Raw genomic sequence first — 15,993 nt, forward strand, 5'->3', positions numbered from 1 at the left:
TCGTCGACGCGGGTGGTGTGGTGCCCGGCCCCGCAGACCGGCGAGCGTCCCGCGCGGCAGCCGGCCGTTCGGGGCGGGTGCGACTAGTGCTCGGTGCTGCTGTCTCCGGGGCCGTCGGGGCCGGTGCTGGTCGGTTGCCCCGGGCTGTTCGCGCCGTCGGGGCCGTGGTCCGTGCCCGCCGCGGACCGCACCGCCTCGCCCTCGGCTGCGGCGCCGCTGATGGCGGCGGCCTCGCGGCCGGCTCGGCGGATCTTCTTGTCGGAGACGTTCCGCTGCCCGAAGGCCTCCGGCGTCCAGGCGTCCTCGCGGTGGTCGCGGGTCCAGGCGCTGACGTCCTCGGGAGCGAACTCCGCATTCTTCACGCGGCGCGCGCCGGGGATGCCGTCGGCACCGTCGGCCAGGCGCCGGCACGTGATGAGGAACGCCGTGTGGGCGACCATCCGGTGATCGGGACGGACGGCGAGTCCGTCGACGTGCCAACCGCGGACCATGGTCTCGAACGCCTCCGGCTCGGTGTACCGGCCGGTGGCCCTGATCGCCTCGACGACGCGGGACATCTGCGTCACGGTGGCCACGTAGTTGACCCACACCCCGCCGGGGGCGAGCACGGTCGTGACGGCGTCGAGGCACTCCCACGGTGCGAGCATGTCCAGGACCACCCGGTCCACGGACCCGGGCTCCTCGGTCTCGACGACCTGCTCCTGAAAGTCCCCGAGGGAGATCCGCCACGCGGGGTGTGGGCCGGCGAAGGCGGCTTCCACGTTGTCGCGGGCGATCTGGGCGAATTCCTCGCGCCGTTCGAACGAGTGGAGGTAGCCACCGTCGCCGACCGCCCGCAGCAGCGACATCGACAGCGCACCGGAACCGACGCCGGCCTCGACGACGCGCGCCCCGGGGAAGATGTCGCCCATCTGGACGATCTGGGCTGCGTCCTTCGGGTACACCACGGTCGCCCCGCGCGGCATCGACAGGACGAAGTCCTTCAGCAGCGGGCGCAGCGCCTGGTAGCGGTGGCCGGCGGAGTTCTCCACCACGGATCCGTCCGGCAGGCCGATCAGCTCGTCATGGGCGAGGATGCCGCGGTGCGTGTGGAACTCGCCCCCGGTCCGCAGGGTGATGGTGTTGATCCGGCGCTTCTCGTCGGTGAGCTGGACCCGGTCCCCCGGACGGAACGGTCCACGGCGGGCGGTGGCCCCGTGGACATCGCGTCCGGCTCCGGCCGACTGGTCGGCGGTGGGAAGGGAGGAATCGCTCATCATGCTCGTTTCTCGCGCGCCCCGGAGCCGGGATCACGCGCTGTGGTGGACTTCAAAACTATCGTCGGGCTCCTATTGTGGCCCAAAGTGTTGCGCGGCCGGTGCCGCCCCTAGACGCCCCGGGTGAGCGCACGGACCACCCGCTCCTGGCGCAGCAGTCCGACCACGCGGCCGCGCAGGTCGACGACGGCGTACTCCCCGCCGGAGAGCGAGGCCAGGTACTGCAGCAGCGGCTGGCCGGCCGCGTCCTGCCGGACCACGGCCCCGGAGGCGAGGGCGCGGGCAACGCTGCTCGCCGGCGTCGTCCCGTGGACCGACGGGTCCACCCGCCCCAGGGAGGCCTGGTCGACGACGGCCTCCGGAGCGCCAGTGCGTCCGATGAGGATCAACTGCACGGAGCCGTGCTCGGCGCCGGGACCCGCCTGGGCCCGGCGGTGCACGGAGTTCTCGGCCCGGTCGCGGGCGACGAGCAGCTGGGCGACGGTCAGCGTGGCGGGCACGCCGATGGCGGGCACGGCCAGGCTGCCCGCCGTCAGCTGCGGGAGCCGGAGTCGCATCCGCGCATCGCGCAGCGACGCCGTGGCCCCGGTGAAGAGGAAGCCAGCGACCAGGAGCGTGATGAGTCCCAGGTACAGGTCCACCCGGCCGTACGCGACGAGGGGCCAGCCGATCAGTCCGAGTACCAGCAGGACGGCGATGACCCGGCCGGTCCATGCCGCGGCGACCGTGCCGCGCTCCTGCGAGCCGGTGAGCTTCCAGACGAGCGACTCGACGAGCCGTCCGCCGTCCAGCGGCAGGCCGGGCAGCACGTTGAAGACGGCGACCAGGAAGTTCGCCAGCACGAGGATGCCGAGCAGGAGCCCGACGACCCCGCCCGGCTCGAGGAGGACCAGGAGGAGTTGGCCCGCGCCGGCGATGATGAAGTTCGCGGCCGGACCGGACAGCGCGACGGCGAGGGAGCGGCCCGGCGTCGTCCGGAACTGGCCGAACTGGGTGTGCCCGCCCCAGAGCGTCAGGACGATCCGGGCGCCCGGCCACCCGTAGGCCTTGGCGCACCAGGCGTGCGCGAGTTCGTGCACCAGCACCGAGAGGAGGAGCAGGACGGCGTAGACGAGCGCGACCAGGTAGGCACCGTTGCCGATGCCGGGCAGGGCACGGCCGACGTCCGGGGCGAAGGCGACGACGACGAACGCGGCGATGACGAACCACGACCAGGCGAGGGTGACCGGCACGCCGAGGATCGAGCCGAGAGGGATGCCGTTCCGCAGGCCTCCGGAGGTGGCGTCCGCGCGGGGAGTTTCCGCCATGCCCCTACTCTCCCGGGCCATCGGCGGCGGCGCCGCTGGCGACGGTAGCGCCGGAGACGAGGGCGCGGACGTGCGCATCCAGGTCGGCGGCGGTGCGCCCCTGCAGGGTCTCCCAGACGGTCCAATTGCGCGGCGCGGGCAGCGGCACCACGTGAGGGACGGCGATAGTCGTCGCGCCGCTCGCGGCGGCGGAGGCGACGCCGGGAATCGAGTCCTCGAGCGCGACGACGCGGGCGGGGTCCAGGTCCGGGACGAGGCCGCGGAGGCGCTCGAGCCCCGCGAGGTAGGGTTCCGGGTCCGGTTTGCCGCGGCTGACCATGTCACCGGTGATCTTGAACTCCATGGTGCCCTCGGGCAGCGCGGAGAGGATGGTGGAGGCCAGCGGCCCCTCCGACATCGTGACCAGGGCGCAGGGCACACCGGCCGAGTTCAGGTCCTCGAGCAGCTCGCGGGCGCCCGGACGCCACGGCACGGCGGTGCGGACCTGCTCGATCACCCGGCTCGAGAGGGTGTCGATGATGGTCCGCGGCTCCACCACGGGTCCGCCCTGACGGATGATGCTCTCCTGGAGGACGGCGGCGCTGACGTCGAGCGCGTTGCCGACCATCGACATCGCGTCCTCGTCGGTCCAGACGCCGCCGTGGGCGGCGACGAGCTCCTTCTCCGCGGCGATCCAGTAGGGCTCCGTGTCGACGATCGTCCCGTCCATGTCCCAGAGGACCGCCTGCAGCCCGCCGTCTGCGAATCGGGTGCTGGTCTGGGCGGGGGCGGGAGTCGTCGCAGGCATGCCGACAGTCTATCGGCGCACGGCGCGCGCGGCCGAAGTGTGTGGTCCAGACACCTTTACGCCGTCCGCTGGCGCGTTAGTGTGTGTGACGTGGGAGAAAAATCGCTGCTCGCCCTGTTGACCGAGCTCGGGACGCCGTCGGAGGTCTCCGGCGCGGAGCCGGCGCCCGGCAAGCGGCCGGCCGTCATGCTGGTCGCCTTCGAGGGCTGGAACGACGCCGGGAGCGCCGCCAGCGACGCCGTCGCACTGCTCGAACGGGAGCTCGAGGCCGAGTCGATCGCGACCATCGGCGACGACGACTACTACGACTACCAGTTCTCCCGCCCGTCGGTACGGCGGACCAGCGCCGGCCAGCGGTTCATCCAGTGGCCCACGACCCGCTTCCTGCGCGCGGCCCGGCCCGACCGAAGCCACGACCTGCTGCTGGTCAGGGGCGTCGAGCCGACCTACCGGTGGAAGGCCTTCTGCGCGGAACTGCTCACACTCGCCGAGGCGCAGAACGTGCAGGCCGTGGTCCTGACCGGCGCCCTCCTGGCCGACTCCCCGCACACCAGGCCCGTGCCGCTGAGCGTCACGAGCGATGACGCGACGGTCCGCGAGGGCCTGGGTGCCGAGTCGCCCGGCTATGAGGGACCGACCGGTATCGTCGGTGTCCTGGCAGCCGTGGCGGAAGCCGCCGGCCTGCCCACGGTGTCCGTGTGGGCCGCGGTCCCGCACTACGTCGCCCAGTCTCCCTCCCCCAAGGCCACCTACGCGCTGCTGCGCCGACTGGAGGACCTGCTGGAGATCGAGGTGGACCTGCATCTGCTCGGGGAGGACGCCGAGGCCTGGGAGCGCGGCGTGGACGAGCTCGCCGGCGAGGATCCGGAGATCGCCGCGTACGTGAAGCAGCTGGAGGAGGCGCAGGACGCCGCCGAGCTTCCCGAGGCGAGTGGCGAGTCGATCGCTCGCGAGTTCGAGCGCTACTTGAAGCGCCGGGACGACGGCAGCGGGGACGGCGGACGCCCGCCGCGGTCCTAGAGCCTGATCCCGAGCAGCGCGTCGACCGTGTCGACGAGCTCATCGGTGGCGGTCCCGGCTCCGCCCGCCGGCTCGGAGGCCGCCCACGCGTCGAGCGCCGCGAGCGCTCCCGGGGCATCGAGGTCGTCCGCCAGGCGCTCGCGCAGCTCAGTGGCGAGACCGGCCACCTCCGCGGGCGACGCCGTCGCACTGCGCCGGCGCCACGCGGCGAGCCGGGTCTCGGCGGCGGCGAGCAGCTCGTCCGTCCAGAACCAGTCGGTCCGGTAGTGCTGGCCGAGCAGGACCGAGCGGACGGCCATCGGGTCCACGCCTCGCTCGCGCAGCCGGGAGACGAGGACGAGATTGCCCTTGGACTTGCTCATCTTCTCGCCGTCGAGGCCGACCATGCCCGTGTGGACGTAGAGCTCCGCCAGCGGACGGTGATCCTGCGCGCTTGCGTGGCCGGCGGAGAACTCGTGGTGGGGGAAGACGAGGTCACTGCCGCCGCCCTGCACCGTGAAGGGCGCGGGCAGGTGACGGCGCGCGATGACCGAGCACTCGATGTGCCAGCCGGGACGCCCGGGCCCAAGCGTGCGGCCGTCCCAGGACGGCTCGCCGGGCCGTTCGACGCGCCAGAGCAACGGGTCCAGGGGGTCGCGCTTGCCGGGCCGGTCCGGGTCGCCCCCGCGTTCGGCGGAGAGCGCGAGCATGGTGGCCCGGTCGTAGCCGCTCACGTCGCCGAGGCTCCACCCGTCGACGGCGAACGTCGAGTCGAAGTAGATGTCGCCGTCGGGCCCGCCCTCGCTGCCGGGCACGCGGTAGGCCGCGCCGACGGCCAGGAGCTCCTCGACCCCGTCGACCACCAGGTCCACCGTCTCGACCACGGAGACGTAGTGGTGCGGCGGCAGGACGCGCAGCGCCTCCATGTCGGCGCGGAAGAGGTCCACCTGCTCGGCGGCGAGCTCGCGCCAGTCGACGCCGGTTGCCTCCGCCCGCTCGAGCAGCGGGTCATCGACGTCAGTGACGTTCTGGACGTAGGTCACCTCACGACCGTCCGCCAACCACAGCCGGTGGAGGAGGTCGAAGGCGACGTAGGTGGCGGCGTGCCCCATGTGCGTCGCGTCGTAGGGGGTGATCCCGCAGACGTAGAGGCCGGCTCGGTCCCCGGCCGGGACGGGGACCGTCTCGCGGCGAGAGGAGTCCATCAGCGAGATGCCCCCGGCTGCGACGCCGGGGCGGGTCAGGGTGGGCACAGCAGGGGCCGGCCAGGCGTGCACGGAGTGTCCTTTCGACGGGGAGAACGAGGGAGCACGTGGGCTCCCCCGGGTTCAAGCGTTTAGACCGGCTGAATAATTCCGAGGCCCAGCAGGACGAAGAGCGCCAGGCCGAGCGCGATGCGGTACCAGACGAACGCCCGGTAGCTGTGCGTGGAGATGTAGCGCAGGAGCCAGGCGACCACCGCGTATCCGACGACGAAGGCGACGCCGGTGGCCAACAGGGTCTCCCCCAGGCCGTAGGGCCCGCTCATGGCGTCTGGACCGATGGACTTCGCCAGCTTGTAGAAGCCGGAGGCGACGACGGCGGGAATCGCCAGCAGGAACGCGTACCGGGTGGCGGCCTCGCGGGTGTAGCCGAGCATCATGCCGCCGGTGATGGTGCCTCCGGAGCGTGAGACGCCGGGAATGAGGGCGAGGGCCTGGAAGAGGCCGTAGATGATGCCGTGCTTGTAGGTGAGCCGGTCGAGCTCCCGGTCCTGGCGGCCGAGCGCATCGGCCAGGGCGAGGAAGATACCGAAGACGATCAGCATGGTCGCCGTGATCCAGAGGCTGCGGAACGTCGTGTCGATGTAGTCCTCGAGCAGCAGGCCCAGGACGGCGATGGGCACGCTGCCGATGATCACCAGCCAGCCCATGCGGGCGTCCGGGTCGTTCCGGGCCACGCGGCCGACGAGCGAGCCCGCCCAGGCCTTGACGATCCGGACGATGTCCTTCCAGAAGTAGATGACCACGGCCGCCTCGGTTCCGAGCTGCGTGATCGCCGTGAAGGCGGCGCCCGGGTCCTGCGCATTGGGCATGAACTCCCCGACGATGCGCACGTGCGCGCTCGAGGAGATCGGCAGGAATTCGGTGAGGCCCTGTACCAGGCCGAGAATGATGGCTTCGATCCACGTCACGGAGACGACCCTACTGGAGGAACGTCCCGACCTCGTTCAAGGTCCAGCGATGTTGCCCCAATTCAACCCGTGGCGGCACTCACGTCAGGAAGGGATCATCCCGAGGGCTGATCCTCGTCCTCCCCCGCCTCGTCCTCCTCCGCGTCGCCGTCGTCCGATTCATCGTCCTCGGAGTCGTCGTAGAGCTCCAGTGGGGTGACTTCCTCGTAGGCGTCGTACAACGCGTCCTCGTAGGCCTCGAACGCGTCGGCCACTGCGTAGAAGGCCGACTCGACGGCGGGATCGGCATCGCTGCGCCGAGAAACGATGGCAGTCAGGTGCTCGTCGAGCGCCGACTTGAGCAGTTCCAGTGCAACTCGCGGATCGGTGGTCATGCCCAGAACGTTACCGTCTGCGCGAGGCTCTGGATAGGGGCGATCGGGGCCCTTGAGGAGGCCTTGCGCGGACGGTGCGGAGGGGTGTTCGACAAGGCCGCGCCGCGGAGTATGGTGGCCTCACCATGAAGCAACCGCCACAGCCGCCGACCCCGCTGCCCCGGGCGGAAAGGGTCCGCGATCCGCACGAGCCGTACGAGTACCTGATCGTCACGGTGCAGCCCGGCCAGTCCCTCGCGGAGGCCAGGCGCGCCATCGTCGAGCACGCCGAGTACGGCAAGTGGGAGCTCAAGCGCACCTCGAAGTACCGCGGCGGCGTGCACAAGTACTGGCTCCGCCGCCGCATCACGCGCGTCGAGCGCACCCTGACCGTCTACTGACCACCCACCGACGTCGGCGGAGGGCTACTCCAAGGGGCCGAGAAGCCAGGAGGCCAGGGTCCCGTGGGCCGACTCCGCGTCGGAGGGGTGGTAGAGGCTGGCCAGGACGTCGCGATACAGCCGCTCGAGCTCGCTGCCGGCGAAGTACTGCCCGCCGCCGGAGACCTTCAGCGCGGCCTCCACGGTGGAGCGAGCAGTGTCCCCGGCGCGCGTCCGCAATGTCACGAGGCGGGGGAACCAGCCGGCGCCGTGGTCGACCAGCCCGTCGAGGTCCGCCGTCGTCTGACGCACCAGCGCATCGAGCGCCAGGACGTCCATCCCGGCGTGGGCGACCTGCCAACGGATATCCGGGTCCTGGTCCAGGGTCGCCCCCTGCTTCAGCGAGGTCCGGCGGGCCGGCAGCTGCGTCGCCAGCTCCAGCGCCCGGTCCGCGACGCCCGCATAGACCGACGCCGTCAGGGTCAGGAAGGAGGCGAAGATCCCGAAGACGAGCGCATCGGCCTGCGGCCCGACCGGAAGCCGGGTATGGATCCAGCCCCCGGGCACGAAGGCTCCGTCCAGCCGCGTCGAGTGCGACTGCGTCGCGCGCATCCCGAGCGTGTCCCAGTCACTGGCGCTGGAGACCCCCGCGTCGGCGCGGTCGACGAACCCGTGCACCAGTTGCGCGTCGTCCCCAGCCCCGAGCTTGCCGAACACGCCCAGGCGGGTCCACACGGGCGAGAGGGAGGTGAAGATCTTCCGCCCCGTGAGGCGGACCCCGCCGTCGTACTCCTCGGCCACCGTCAGCGAATCGAAGAGGACCTGATCGTTGCCCGGCTCCGAGATCCCAAACGCCATCACGTGCCCATCGCGGATCCATTCCTGCACGAATCGCAGGCGGTCGTCGCCGCGGGCACTCAGGATCTGCGCGACGCCGGCCCAGACCTGGTGCATGTTCACCGCCAATGCGGTCGCCGGGGCGTGCGCCGCCAGTAGTCGCTGCGCGGTCGCGAGGGTGCCCAGGTCCCAGCCCGCCCCGCCATCGGCGACGGGGAGCAGTGCTTTCAGGTACCCCGCGGCGGTGAGCTCCGCGAAGTCATCGTCGGCGAAGCGGTTCTCGCGGTCGTAGTCCGGCGCCCGGGATCGGATCCGCTCCAGCAGATCGTCAGAGAGCACAGTGCGCACGCGGTCGGGCACGTCCAGATGCTTCAAGGGGTCCTCTCGAGGTGGCGTCGGGCGCGGTCTGCGACCCGAACGGGTCAGTAGGTGCGCAGGAGCCGGTGCAGAACCCGGGTCCCGAATTTCAACGAGTCCACCGGCACGCGCTCATCGATCCCGTGGAACATACCGGTGAAGTCGAGTTCGGGCGGCAGACGCAGCGGCGCGAATCCGTAACCCGTGATCCCGAGCCGAGCCAGCGACTTGTTGTCGGTGCCGCCGGAGAGCATGTAGGGCAGCACGACGGCGTCGGGGTCCTCCGCCGCCAGCGAGCCGATCATCGACTCCACCAGGTCGCCCGAGAAGGGGACCTCCAGGGAGATGTCCTCGTGGTCTGCGACGATGTCGACGCCCGGCCCGGCCAGCCTGCGGATCGTCTCCCGCAGGATCTCCTCCTGCCCCGGCAGGGTGCGGCAGTCGATCAGGGCCTCGGCCGTTCCCGGGATGACGTTGTGCTTGTACCCCGCGCTCAGCGCCGTCGGGTTCGAGGTGTTCTGCAGGGTCGCCCCGACGAACCGGGCCACGGTGCCGAGCTGGTCGAGCAGCGCCTGCGGATCCGACTCGTCGAACTCCACGCCGGTCAGGTCCGAGACACCCTCCAGGAACGCCCTGGTGGTCTTCGTGTACTCGATCGGCCACTGGTGGGCGCCGATGCGGGACACGGCGTCCGCCAGCCGGGTCACCGCGTTGTCGTCATTGATCTGCGAGCCGTGACCGGCGCGTCCCGCTGCCGCGAGGCGAAGCCAGGCGATGCCCTTCTCGGCGGTCTGCAGGAAGTAGGCGCGCCGCCCGTTGATCGTCGAGGAGAATCCGCCGACTTCGCTGATCGCCTCGGTGGCTCCGGCGAAGAGTTCGGGGTGCTTTTCGACCAGCCAGCCGGCACCGTAGTCGCCCCCGGCCTCCTCGTCGGCGAAGAACGCATAGACGATGTCGCGGCGGGGGCGCTCGCCGGCCCGGGCCATGTGCCGCATGACGGAGAGGATCATGGCGTCCATGTCCTTCATGTCGACCGCGCCACGGCCCCAGACCATGCCGTCCGAGATCTCTCCTGAGAAGGGGTCGACGCTCCAGTCGGCCGCCTGGGCCGGGACGACATCGAGGTGCCCGTGCACGACCAGCGCCGGGAGGCTCGAGTCCGAACCCGCGACGCGCGCCACGACGCTGGCGCGCCCGGGCGACGACTCGAGGATCTGCGGATCAGCCCCTGCGTCGGCCATCAGGCTTGCGGCGTACTCGGCGGCACGGCGTTCACCGCGGGAATCGTTGTTGCCGAAGTTGGACGTGTCGATCCGGATGAGGTTGCGGCAGATGTCCACCACTTCGTCCTCGGCGGTGACCTCGGACGCGGATACGTTGCTCATGGCGACTCCTTCTGGGCGGCTGGGACTGCCTCCAGCGTAGCGACGGACGCCACACTCCGGCCGAATTGGTCAACGCCCCGAAGTGGTGTTAGAGTATTTCTCGCTGCAAACGCACGGAAACGAGTCCTAACCGACTTCTGACTTGCGGAAACATCACCTGCGCGGGTGGCGGAATAGGCAGACGCGCTAGCTTGAGGTGCTAGTCCTCGGATAGAGGGTGGGGGTTCAAGTCCCCCTCCGCGCACTGAAAGAACCCCGGTTTTCCGGGGTTTTTTTATGCCCTCGTTACCTTCGGCCTACCGACCGACGTCGGCACGCTCCGCGGGGGCGAGCGCGTGATGCGCACCGCCGCATAGGCGCCTGAGGGCAGCGTCGAGGCGAAGAGGGAGGTGCACCTGTACTGGTGTCGATCCTCCACACCGTCCCCCCGGCGCTCTGGGGGCGGAATCGTCGAGTGGCTCATCGGCCTCACCCGGCACTTGAGTCGTTGCGCGCGGATCTGCTGGCGTACAGCGACGTCATGGTCCCGTTCCTCGCCGCGCTGCTGGTCGGCCTCTGGACGCGGCCTGGCGGTGGCTGGAGCCGCGCCTGCCAGCGTGGCTGGTGCGCCTCGTCCTCGGCTCGGCCCGGACCCGCGCAACGATCCGCCGGTGACCTCCGGCGACGTGGACCAGACCGCCCCGACGGGCTGGCCGAGGTCGACCGGATAGTTGACGCTCAAAAACGCGGCGGCGTACCGCCCCATATTCGGGGTGGCACGCATTCTCCTTCTGATGATGCAGCCCGGCTCAGAGCCAACCCGTGCGCTCGGCAGAGAACTCGAGGGCCGTTGCATGATCAGGTGCCGTCAACGCGATTTCATTGACGCGGGTCGTGAACATGTCGATCGGGCTGACCCCCACCTGCTTCGCAGCAAGCTTGTTATCGCGGCTCTGCACCCACTTTTCAATCTCGCGTAGCGGCGTCACGAATGGGAAGCGCTTCCCCAGACGATCCACAACATACGTCAGCGTGTAGTCTCCGCCTTGCCTCGATTGGATTTCATAGTGGCCGTCGCCGTCCTTGAGCCCGTCCAATTCGTGCAGAAGCCCCATTTCATCCCTTTCGTCCCAGCCTACTTGGAGTAGAAGGACGGATGACCCAACCGGTACCCTCAACGCGTATAGCTCGCACCCGCGCGTTCCGCCCTCTGCGCAACTAGACCCAACCGACGCGCTCAGCGGAGAATTCCAGACCGGTTGCTTCATCAGGGGCCGTCAAGGCAATTTCGTTGACGTAGACCATGAACATGCTGATTGGACTCACGCCTACGTCTTTCGCCCCAGCGACGTTGCCACTGCTCCGCACCCATTTCTCAAGGTCGCGAAGTGGATTGACGAACTGGAACCGCTTGCCATCACGGTTCAGCACATACGTGAGGGTGTAGTCGCCACCTTGGCGCGGTTCGATTTCATAGCGGCCGTCCCCATCTTCGCGGCCGTCCAACTCGTGAAGCAGTCCCATCGCCATCGGCTCCTCTTGTACGGTTCCGTTCCCCACGCTACTCCGCCCGGCGTCGCGGGGCGTCGGCGTGGCGGCGGTAGGCTGTCCAACGGCCTCGGGAAATACGTCGCCCCTCGGAAAGGTTGAGAGAGACATGAGCGAATCTGCACTGAACGAGTACATCCCCGCCACTGGCGTCACGATGTTCACCACCACCTGGTGCGGCTACTGCCGCAACCTCAAGCGCATGATGGAGGCCGAGGGCATCCAGTACCGCGAGGTCAACATCGAGGAGACCCCGGGCACCGCCGAGATCGTCGAGTCGTTCAACGGCGGCAACCAGACCGTGCCGACCCTGATCTTCCCGGACGGCTCCGCCGCCACGAATCCCCTCATCGACGAGGTGCGCTCGCGCCTCGGCGCGTAACTCCCCGAAGTTCTCGCGGCGCCCCGCTTGTCCCCGAGCCGAGGGGCGATGCCGGTCGGCGCCGTCCGGTCTGCGAAACCCCTTGCGCACACCGCTCCTGCCCGTGATTGGATGACGGTGGCGTCCTGCAAAGGACGCCACCGTTTCCATGCACGAAGAATCCAGGAGAGCACATGCCTCAGCAGGTCAAGGGCGTCGTCGCCACAGCCAAGAACGCACCCGTGGAGTTGACGACGATCGTGATCCCGGATCCGGGGCCGGGAGAGGCCGTGGTGGACATCCTCACCTGCGGCGTCTGCCACACGGATCTGCACTACAAGCAGGGCGGGATCGGTGACGAGTTCCCGTACCTCCTCGGCCACGAGGCCACCGGCGTGGTCTCGCAGGTCGGCGAGGGCGTCACCGAGGTCGCCGTCGGGGACCGCGTCATCCTGAACTGGCGCGCCGTCTGCGGCCAGTGCCGCGCGTGTGCCAAGGGCCAGCCTCAGTACTGCTTCGACACCGCCAACGCCGCCCAGAAGATGACGCTCGAGGACGGCACCGAGCTCTCCCCCGCCCTCGGCATCGGGGCCTTCGCGGAGAAGACCCTCGTCGCCGCTGGCCAGTGCACCAAGGTGGACGACGACGTGGACCCGGCCGCCGTGGGCCTGCTCGGCTGCGGCGTGATGGCCGGCATCGGTGCCGCGATCAACACGGGCGAGGTCAAGCGCGGCGAGTCCGTCGCAGTCATCGGCTGCGGCGGGGTGGGCATCGCCGCGATCGCCGGCGCAGCTCTCGCCGGCGCCACGACGATCATCGCCGTGGACATCGACCCGGAGAAGGTCGAGATGGCCCAGAAGCTCGGTGCCACCCACGGCGTCAACTCGCGTGAGCAGGATCCGGTCGAGGCCATCCGCGAGCTCACGGGCGGATTCGGCGCGGACGTCGTCATCGAGGCCGTCGGACGGCCGGAGACCTACGAGCAGGCGTTCTACGCCCGGGACCTCGCCGGCCGCGTCGTGCTCGTCGGCGTCCCCACCCCGGAGATGAAGCTGGAGCTGCCGCTGCTGGACGTCTTCGGCCGCGGCGGTTCCCTGAAGTCGTCCTGGTACGGCGACTGCCTGCCCAGCCGAGACTTCCCGATGCTGGTGGACCAGTACCGGCTCGGCCGGCTCGACCTGGACGCCTTCGTCACCGAGCGGGTCGAGCTGACCGACGTCGAAGCCGCGTTCGAGAAGATGCACGGCGGCAAGGTGCTGCGGTCCGTCGTCGAGCTCCCCGCAAGCCAGGAGGTCTAGCCATGACTGCACGCGTAGAGAACCTCGTCACGTCCGGTACCTTCAGCCTCGACGGCGGGACCTGGGACGTCGACAACAACGTCTGGATCGTCGGCGACGATTCCGAGGTGATCGTGATCGATCCGGCACACGACCCCGACGCCGTGGCCTCCGCCGTCGGCGACCGCAGGGTCAAGGCCGTCCTGCTCACCCACGGGCACGACGATCACATCCGCCATGCCCGCTCGGCCGCCGAGAAGCTCGACGCCGAGATCTGGATGAACCCCGCCGACCAGATGCTCTGGGAGGCCGTCTTCCCGGGCACCCGCCCGGATCACGAGATCGCCGACGGCGATCGCTTCGAGATCGCCGGGACCGAGCTGCTTGCACTGCACACCCCGGGTCACTCCCCCGGCTCGACGTGCTTCTACGCGCCGGGGCTCGGCACCGTCTTCTCCGGTGACACGCTCTTCAACGGCGGTCCCGGCGCGACGGGCAGGTCCTACAGCGACTTCGGCACCATCGTGGAGTCCATCCGGACGCGGCTGCTCGAGCTGCCCGAGGATACGGTGGTCCGCACCGGTCACGGTGACACCACCCGGATCGGGGACGAGGCCCCGAATCTTCAGGACTGGATCGACCGAGGCCACTGACCACGACGCCTGGCCGATGCTGCCGACCGGCCGCACTCAAGCGCCGGTCGGCAGCGCCAACGGCAGGTGGGCGGCGTACGCCGTCAGGAGCGCGTCCTCTACCTGGGCGACGGTGACGCCCGGCACCAGATCGTCGACGGCCCCGACCGTCGACGGTTCGAGGGGCATCCCCAACGCGTCGTAGACGTCGGACAACACCCGCCTCAGGGGCTCCGAGTCCTCGACCACGAAGACCGAGGCGAAGAGCCAAGCCCCGGCAACGACTCGTTGCGCCGTCCCGACCAGCTTGACCGGGCCGCCGGCCGAGCCTGCCGGCCGGCGGCCGTGCACGCTGAACTCCCCGGGGCAGTACTCGCCGGGGATCTCCCCGACCCGGGCGTCGACTGCGAGCGAGGCCAACGCCTCCGCGTAGAGCCGGCCGAGCTGCTGGAAACGCGCCTGATGGCCCAGCATCGCCTCGCCCGCCGGCTCGGCGTGGTCCACGATCAGTGTGCCACGGTGATAGGCCGCGGCCCGGCCGCCGGCCTTCCGGACCACCGGCGCGAAGCCTGCCGAACGCGAGAGCTGCACGGCGTCGTCGTATCCCTCCAGACGCACGTCCCGCTGGCCGAAGGCCATGGTCGGGGCCGGCCGATAGATGCGCAGCGTGGGTCCGCGGCGGCCGTTGCGGACCTCCTGCAACAGGTCGACGCCCCCGAGCAGGTCCCGTTCCGGGTCGGCGGAGGCCGAATCCCGGACGACAGTGAGCGGACCGACAACCCCGGGATTCCAAACAGTCATGCGTCTGATTCTAGGATGGACGCTGTGGAAACGCCCGGTAAACCCCTCGTCCTGCTCGGCGGTGCCTCCGGCGCCGGCAAATCCTACCTCGCCGGACGGTACGGCCGACCGCACGTGGTGCTGGACAACTTCTATCGCGAACTGTCAGAGCACACCGCTCGGTCGCCGTTGCCGATGACGCCGTACGGCGAAGTCGACTGGGACCACCCCGGGACGTGGAACACGTCCTCGGCGGTCGACGCGATCGTCGAGCTGCTGGAGTCGGGCGAAGCCCATGTGCCGGACTACTCGCTGGCCACGTCGAGCTACCGGGGACGCTCCCTGGTCGCGCTCGACAGCGGACCGGTCATCGCCGAGGGAATCTTCGGGGACCGCGTCCTCGCACCGCTGAAGCGGCAGGGCGTACCCGTGGACGCGATCTACGTCGACACCCCGAGGCTGCTCACCGCCGTGCGCCGCCTGGTCCGTGACGTCTCCGAAGGGCGCAAGCCGCTGCCGTTCCTGCTCAAGCGGGGATGGGCCCTATTCCGCGCGGAGGGAGCTGTGCGCCGGCGCTATCTGGAGGCCGGCTTCAGGCCGATGCCCAAGCCGGCCGTGAAGCGCTACCTGGCGGAGCTGGCCGCATAGGCGGACGGGACCCGGTTCGAACGAACCCGGTCCAATGACGCTCAGCCCAGCGGGCGCACCGTCAGGATCTGCTCGCTGCGTCCGAACGGACCCTGTTCGTCGTGCAGGACTGCGGAGGTCAGCCCGATCCCGTCGGCCCCGTAGGTCTGCTGCGACTCCAACCCCAGCCACTCCCCGACCGGGGCGCGATGCATGTGGATCTGCAGATCCAGGTTCGGGAACATCCAGGACCCCTGCCCCGGTTCGACGCGCGGTGCCACGCCGTTGGCCGTGTCGACCATGCCCATCAGATGTGTCAGCGCCGACGTCTCGTGCCCCTCGACCATCGGCAGCTCGTTGCGGAGCCAGACCACGCCCCGGCCGGGCCGATGTTCGGGGGCCACGCGGAACTGGAGCGATTCGATGTACCCGCCCGGCCACACACTCATTCCGGTCCAGTCCGGGAGCTCGTGCGGTCCCACGACGGGAGCGTCCTCGAGACCGACAACGGCGGTGGAGTCGCCTGTCTTGAGTCGCCAGGCGCGGGCGACGATGCTGGTGCGTCCCTGCGCGACCATCTCGGCCTCGACGAGCTCGATGGTGCGGCCGGGACGGATCATTCTGGTGCGGATCTCGAATTCGCCACCGCGGATGATGCCGTGGATGTCCAGACTGATGCGGGCCATCCGCAGGTCGTCTCGGGGCTGGAACTGCTCCAGGACGTGCGTCATGATGCCGGTGGCCGGCGCCATGTGCTGCTCGTGGGGATTCCAGGCCCCCTGGGCGTGAACCGTGGAGTGGTAACGCCCGCCGCCGAGGTCCTCGTAGAAGAAATCGCCCACCGATAGCTCGGGCAGGGCCTCCTGGGCCGACGTCTGTGTCATCCGCTGCTCTCCTGATCCGTACCTTGTCTCGCTTCTCATCTCAGCGCAAGCCGCGCTGCAACGCAAAACGC

Annotated in this window: 18 protein-coding genes and 1 tRNA gene; 7 read left to right on the top strand and 12 right to left on the bottom strand. The window is 69.8% G+C overall.

The window, feature by feature from the left end:
- Nucleotides 1-83: 83 nt before the first annotated feature.
- The 3 genes from RIN46_RS04730 to RIN46_RS04740 form a co-directional block, all read right to left on the bottom strand.
- Entirely contained in the window at nt 84-1,259 is a 1,176-nt protein-coding gene (locus tag RIN46_RS04730) for a tRNA (adenine-N1)-methyltransferase (protein ID WP_375141825.1), read from the bottom strand.
- A 107-nt stretch (nt 1,260-1,366) separates the two neighbouring features.
- A complete protein-coding gene (locus RIN46_RS04735) occupies nt 1,367-2,563 on the bottom strand; it encodes a site-2 protease family protein (RefSeq protein WP_309079736.1) in 1,197 nt (398 codons plus the stop codon).
- Between the two features lie 4 nt (nt 2,564-2,567).
- Nucleotides 2,568-3,350, bottom strand: coding sequence for an HAD family phosphatase (locus tag RIN46_RS04740; protein WP_309079735.1), 783 nt, complete (start codon nt 3,348-3,350; stop codon nt 2,568-2,570).
- A 114-nt stretch (nt 3,351-3,464) separates the two neighbouring features.
- On the opposite strand from RIN46_RS04740, the gene RIN46_RS04745 reads away from it, so the two are divergent.
- On the top strand, nt 3,465-4,370 hold the full coding sequence (locus RIN46_RS04745; protein ID WP_309080114.1) for a PAC2 family protein: 906 nt from the start codon (nt 3,465-3,467) through the stop codon (nt 4,368-4,370).
- On the opposite strand, the gene mshC is transcribed toward RIN46_RS04745, so the two are convergent.
- From mshC to RIN46_RS04760, 3 genes are all read right to left on the bottom strand, one after another.
- Nucleotides 4,367-5,626, bottom strand: a complete 1,260-nt coding sequence (gene mshC, locus RIN46_RS04750) for a cysteine--1-D-myo-inosityl 2-amino-2-deoxy-alpha-D-glucopyranoside ligase (RefSeq protein ID WP_309079734.1) — start codon at nt 5,624-5,626, stop codon at nt 4,367-4,369. The genes RIN46_RS04745 and mshC overlap by 4 nt on opposite strands.
- Before the next feature lie 59 nt (nt 5,627-5,685).
- Nucleotides 5,686-6,522, bottom strand: coding sequence for an undecaprenyl-diphosphate phosphatase (locus RIN46_RS04755; RefSeq protein ID WP_309079733.1), 837 nt, complete (start codon nt 6,520-6,522; stop codon nt 5,686-5,688).
- Between the two features lie 95 nt (nt 6,523-6,617).
- On the bottom strand, nt 6,618-6,896 hold the full coding sequence (locus RIN46_RS04760) for a hypothetical protein (protein WP_309079732.1): 279 nt from the start codon (nt 6,894-6,896) through the stop codon (nt 6,618-6,620).
- Nucleotides 6,897-7,021: 125 nt separating this feature from the next.
- Here RIN46_RS04760 and RIN46_RS04765 point away from each other — a divergent pair, with 125 nt between their 5' ends.
- Nucleotides 7,022-7,276, top strand: a complete 255-nt coding sequence (locus RIN46_RS04765) for a DUF5703 family protein (protein ID WP_309079731.1) — start codon at nt 7,022-7,024, stop codon at nt 7,274-7,276.
- Nucleotides 7,277-7,300: 24 nt separating this feature from the next.
- On the opposite strand, the gene RIN46_RS04770 is transcribed toward RIN46_RS04765, so the two are convergent.
- Both RIN46_RS04770 and RIN46_RS04775 read right to left on the bottom strand, forming a co-directional pair.
- The gene (locus tag RIN46_RS04770) at nt 7,301-8,467 is read right to left on the bottom strand and encodes an acyl-CoA dehydrogenase family protein (RefSeq protein WP_309079730.1); all 1,167 of its coding nucleotides are present in this window, start codon (nt 8,465-8,467) and stop codon (nt 7,301-7,303) included.
- 47 nt (nt 8,468-8,514) lie between these two features.
- Nucleotides 8,515-9,834 (bottom strand): M20/M25/M40 family metallo-hydrolase, encoded by a 1,320-nt coding sequence (locus RIN46_RS04775; protein ID WP_309079729.1) that lies wholly within the window; start codon nt 9,832-9,834, stop codon nt 8,515-8,517.
- Between the two features lie 159 nt (nt 9,835-9,993).
- Between RIN46_RS04775 and RIN46_RS04780 the strand changes: the two genes are divergently transcribed.
- Nucleotides 9,994-10,078: transfer RNA gene (locus RIN46_RS04780), tRNA-Leu, on the top strand.
- Nucleotides 10,079-10,622: 544 nt separating this feature from the next.
- Here RIN46_RS04780 and RIN46_RS04785 read toward each other — a convergent pair.
- Complete coding sequence (locus tag RIN46_RS04785; protein WP_309079728.1) at nt 10,623-10,928, bottom strand: hypothetical protein; 306 nt, start codon at nt 10,926-10,928, stop codon at nt 10,623-10,625.
- A 103-nt stretch (nt 10,929-11,031) separates the two neighbouring features.
- Complete coding sequence (locus RIN46_RS04790) at nt 11,032-11,343, bottom strand: hypothetical protein (RefSeq protein WP_309079727.1); 312 nt, start codon at nt 11,341-11,343, stop codon at nt 11,032-11,034.
- Nucleotides 11,344-11,470: 127 nt separating this feature from the next.
- Here RIN46_RS04790 and RIN46_RS04795 point away from each other — a divergent pair, with 127 nt between their 5' ends.
- The 3 genes from RIN46_RS04795 to RIN46_RS04805 all read left to right on the top strand — a co-directional run bounded on the left by RIN46_RS04795 (nt 11,471) and on the right by RIN46_RS04805 (nt 13,652).
- Nucleotides 11,471-11,743, top strand: coding sequence for a glutaredoxin domain-containing protein (locus RIN46_RS04795; protein ID WP_309079726.1), 273 nt, complete (start codon nt 11,471-11,473; stop codon nt 11,741-11,743).
- A gap of 173 nt (nt 11,744-11,916) precedes the next feature.
- Complete coding sequence (locus RIN46_RS04800; RefSeq protein WP_309079725.1) at nt 11,917-13,020, top strand: S-(hydroxymethyl)mycothiol dehydrogenase; 1,104 nt, start codon at nt 11,917-11,919, stop codon at nt 13,018-13,020.
- Between the two features lie 2 nt (nt 13,021-13,022).
- Complete coding sequence (locus RIN46_RS04805; protein WP_309079724.1) at nt 13,023-13,652, top strand: MBL fold metallo-hydrolase; 630 nt, start codon at nt 13,023-13,025, stop codon at nt 13,650-13,652.
- A 36-nt stretch (nt 13,653-13,688) separates the two neighbouring features.
- On the opposite strand, the gene RIN46_RS04810 is transcribed toward RIN46_RS04805, so the two are convergent.
- A complete protein-coding gene (locus RIN46_RS04810; RefSeq protein ID WP_309079723.1) occupies nt 13,689-14,432 on the bottom strand; it encodes a lipoate--protein ligase family protein in 744 nt (247 codons plus the stop codon).
- Between the two features lie 24 nt (nt 14,433-14,456).
- On the opposite strand from RIN46_RS04810, the gene RIN46_RS04815 reads away from it, so the two are divergent.
- The gene (locus RIN46_RS04815; protein ID WP_309079722.1) at nt 14,457-15,059 is read left to right on the top strand and encodes a uridine kinase; all 603 of its coding nucleotides are present in this window, start codon (nt 14,457-14,459) and stop codon (nt 15,057-15,059) included.
- Between the two features lie 41 nt (nt 15,060-15,100).
- Here the strand turns inward: RIN46_RS04815 and RIN46_RS04820 are convergent, their stop codons facing one another.
- Nucleotides 15,101-15,922 carry a thioesterase family protein gene (locus RIN46_RS04820; protein ID WP_309079721.1) on the bottom strand — a complete coding sequence of 274 codons (822 nt, stop codon included), beginning with the start codon at nt 15,920-15,922 and terminating at the stop codon, nt 15,101-15,103.
- Nucleotides 15,923-15,993 lie beyond the last annotated feature (71 nt).

This window comes from Zhihengliuella sp. (assembly GCF_031178195.1).
In the GTDB taxonomy this organism is placed as follows: Bacteria; Actinomycetota; Actinomycetes; order Actinomycetales; family Micrococcaceae; genus Zhihengliuella.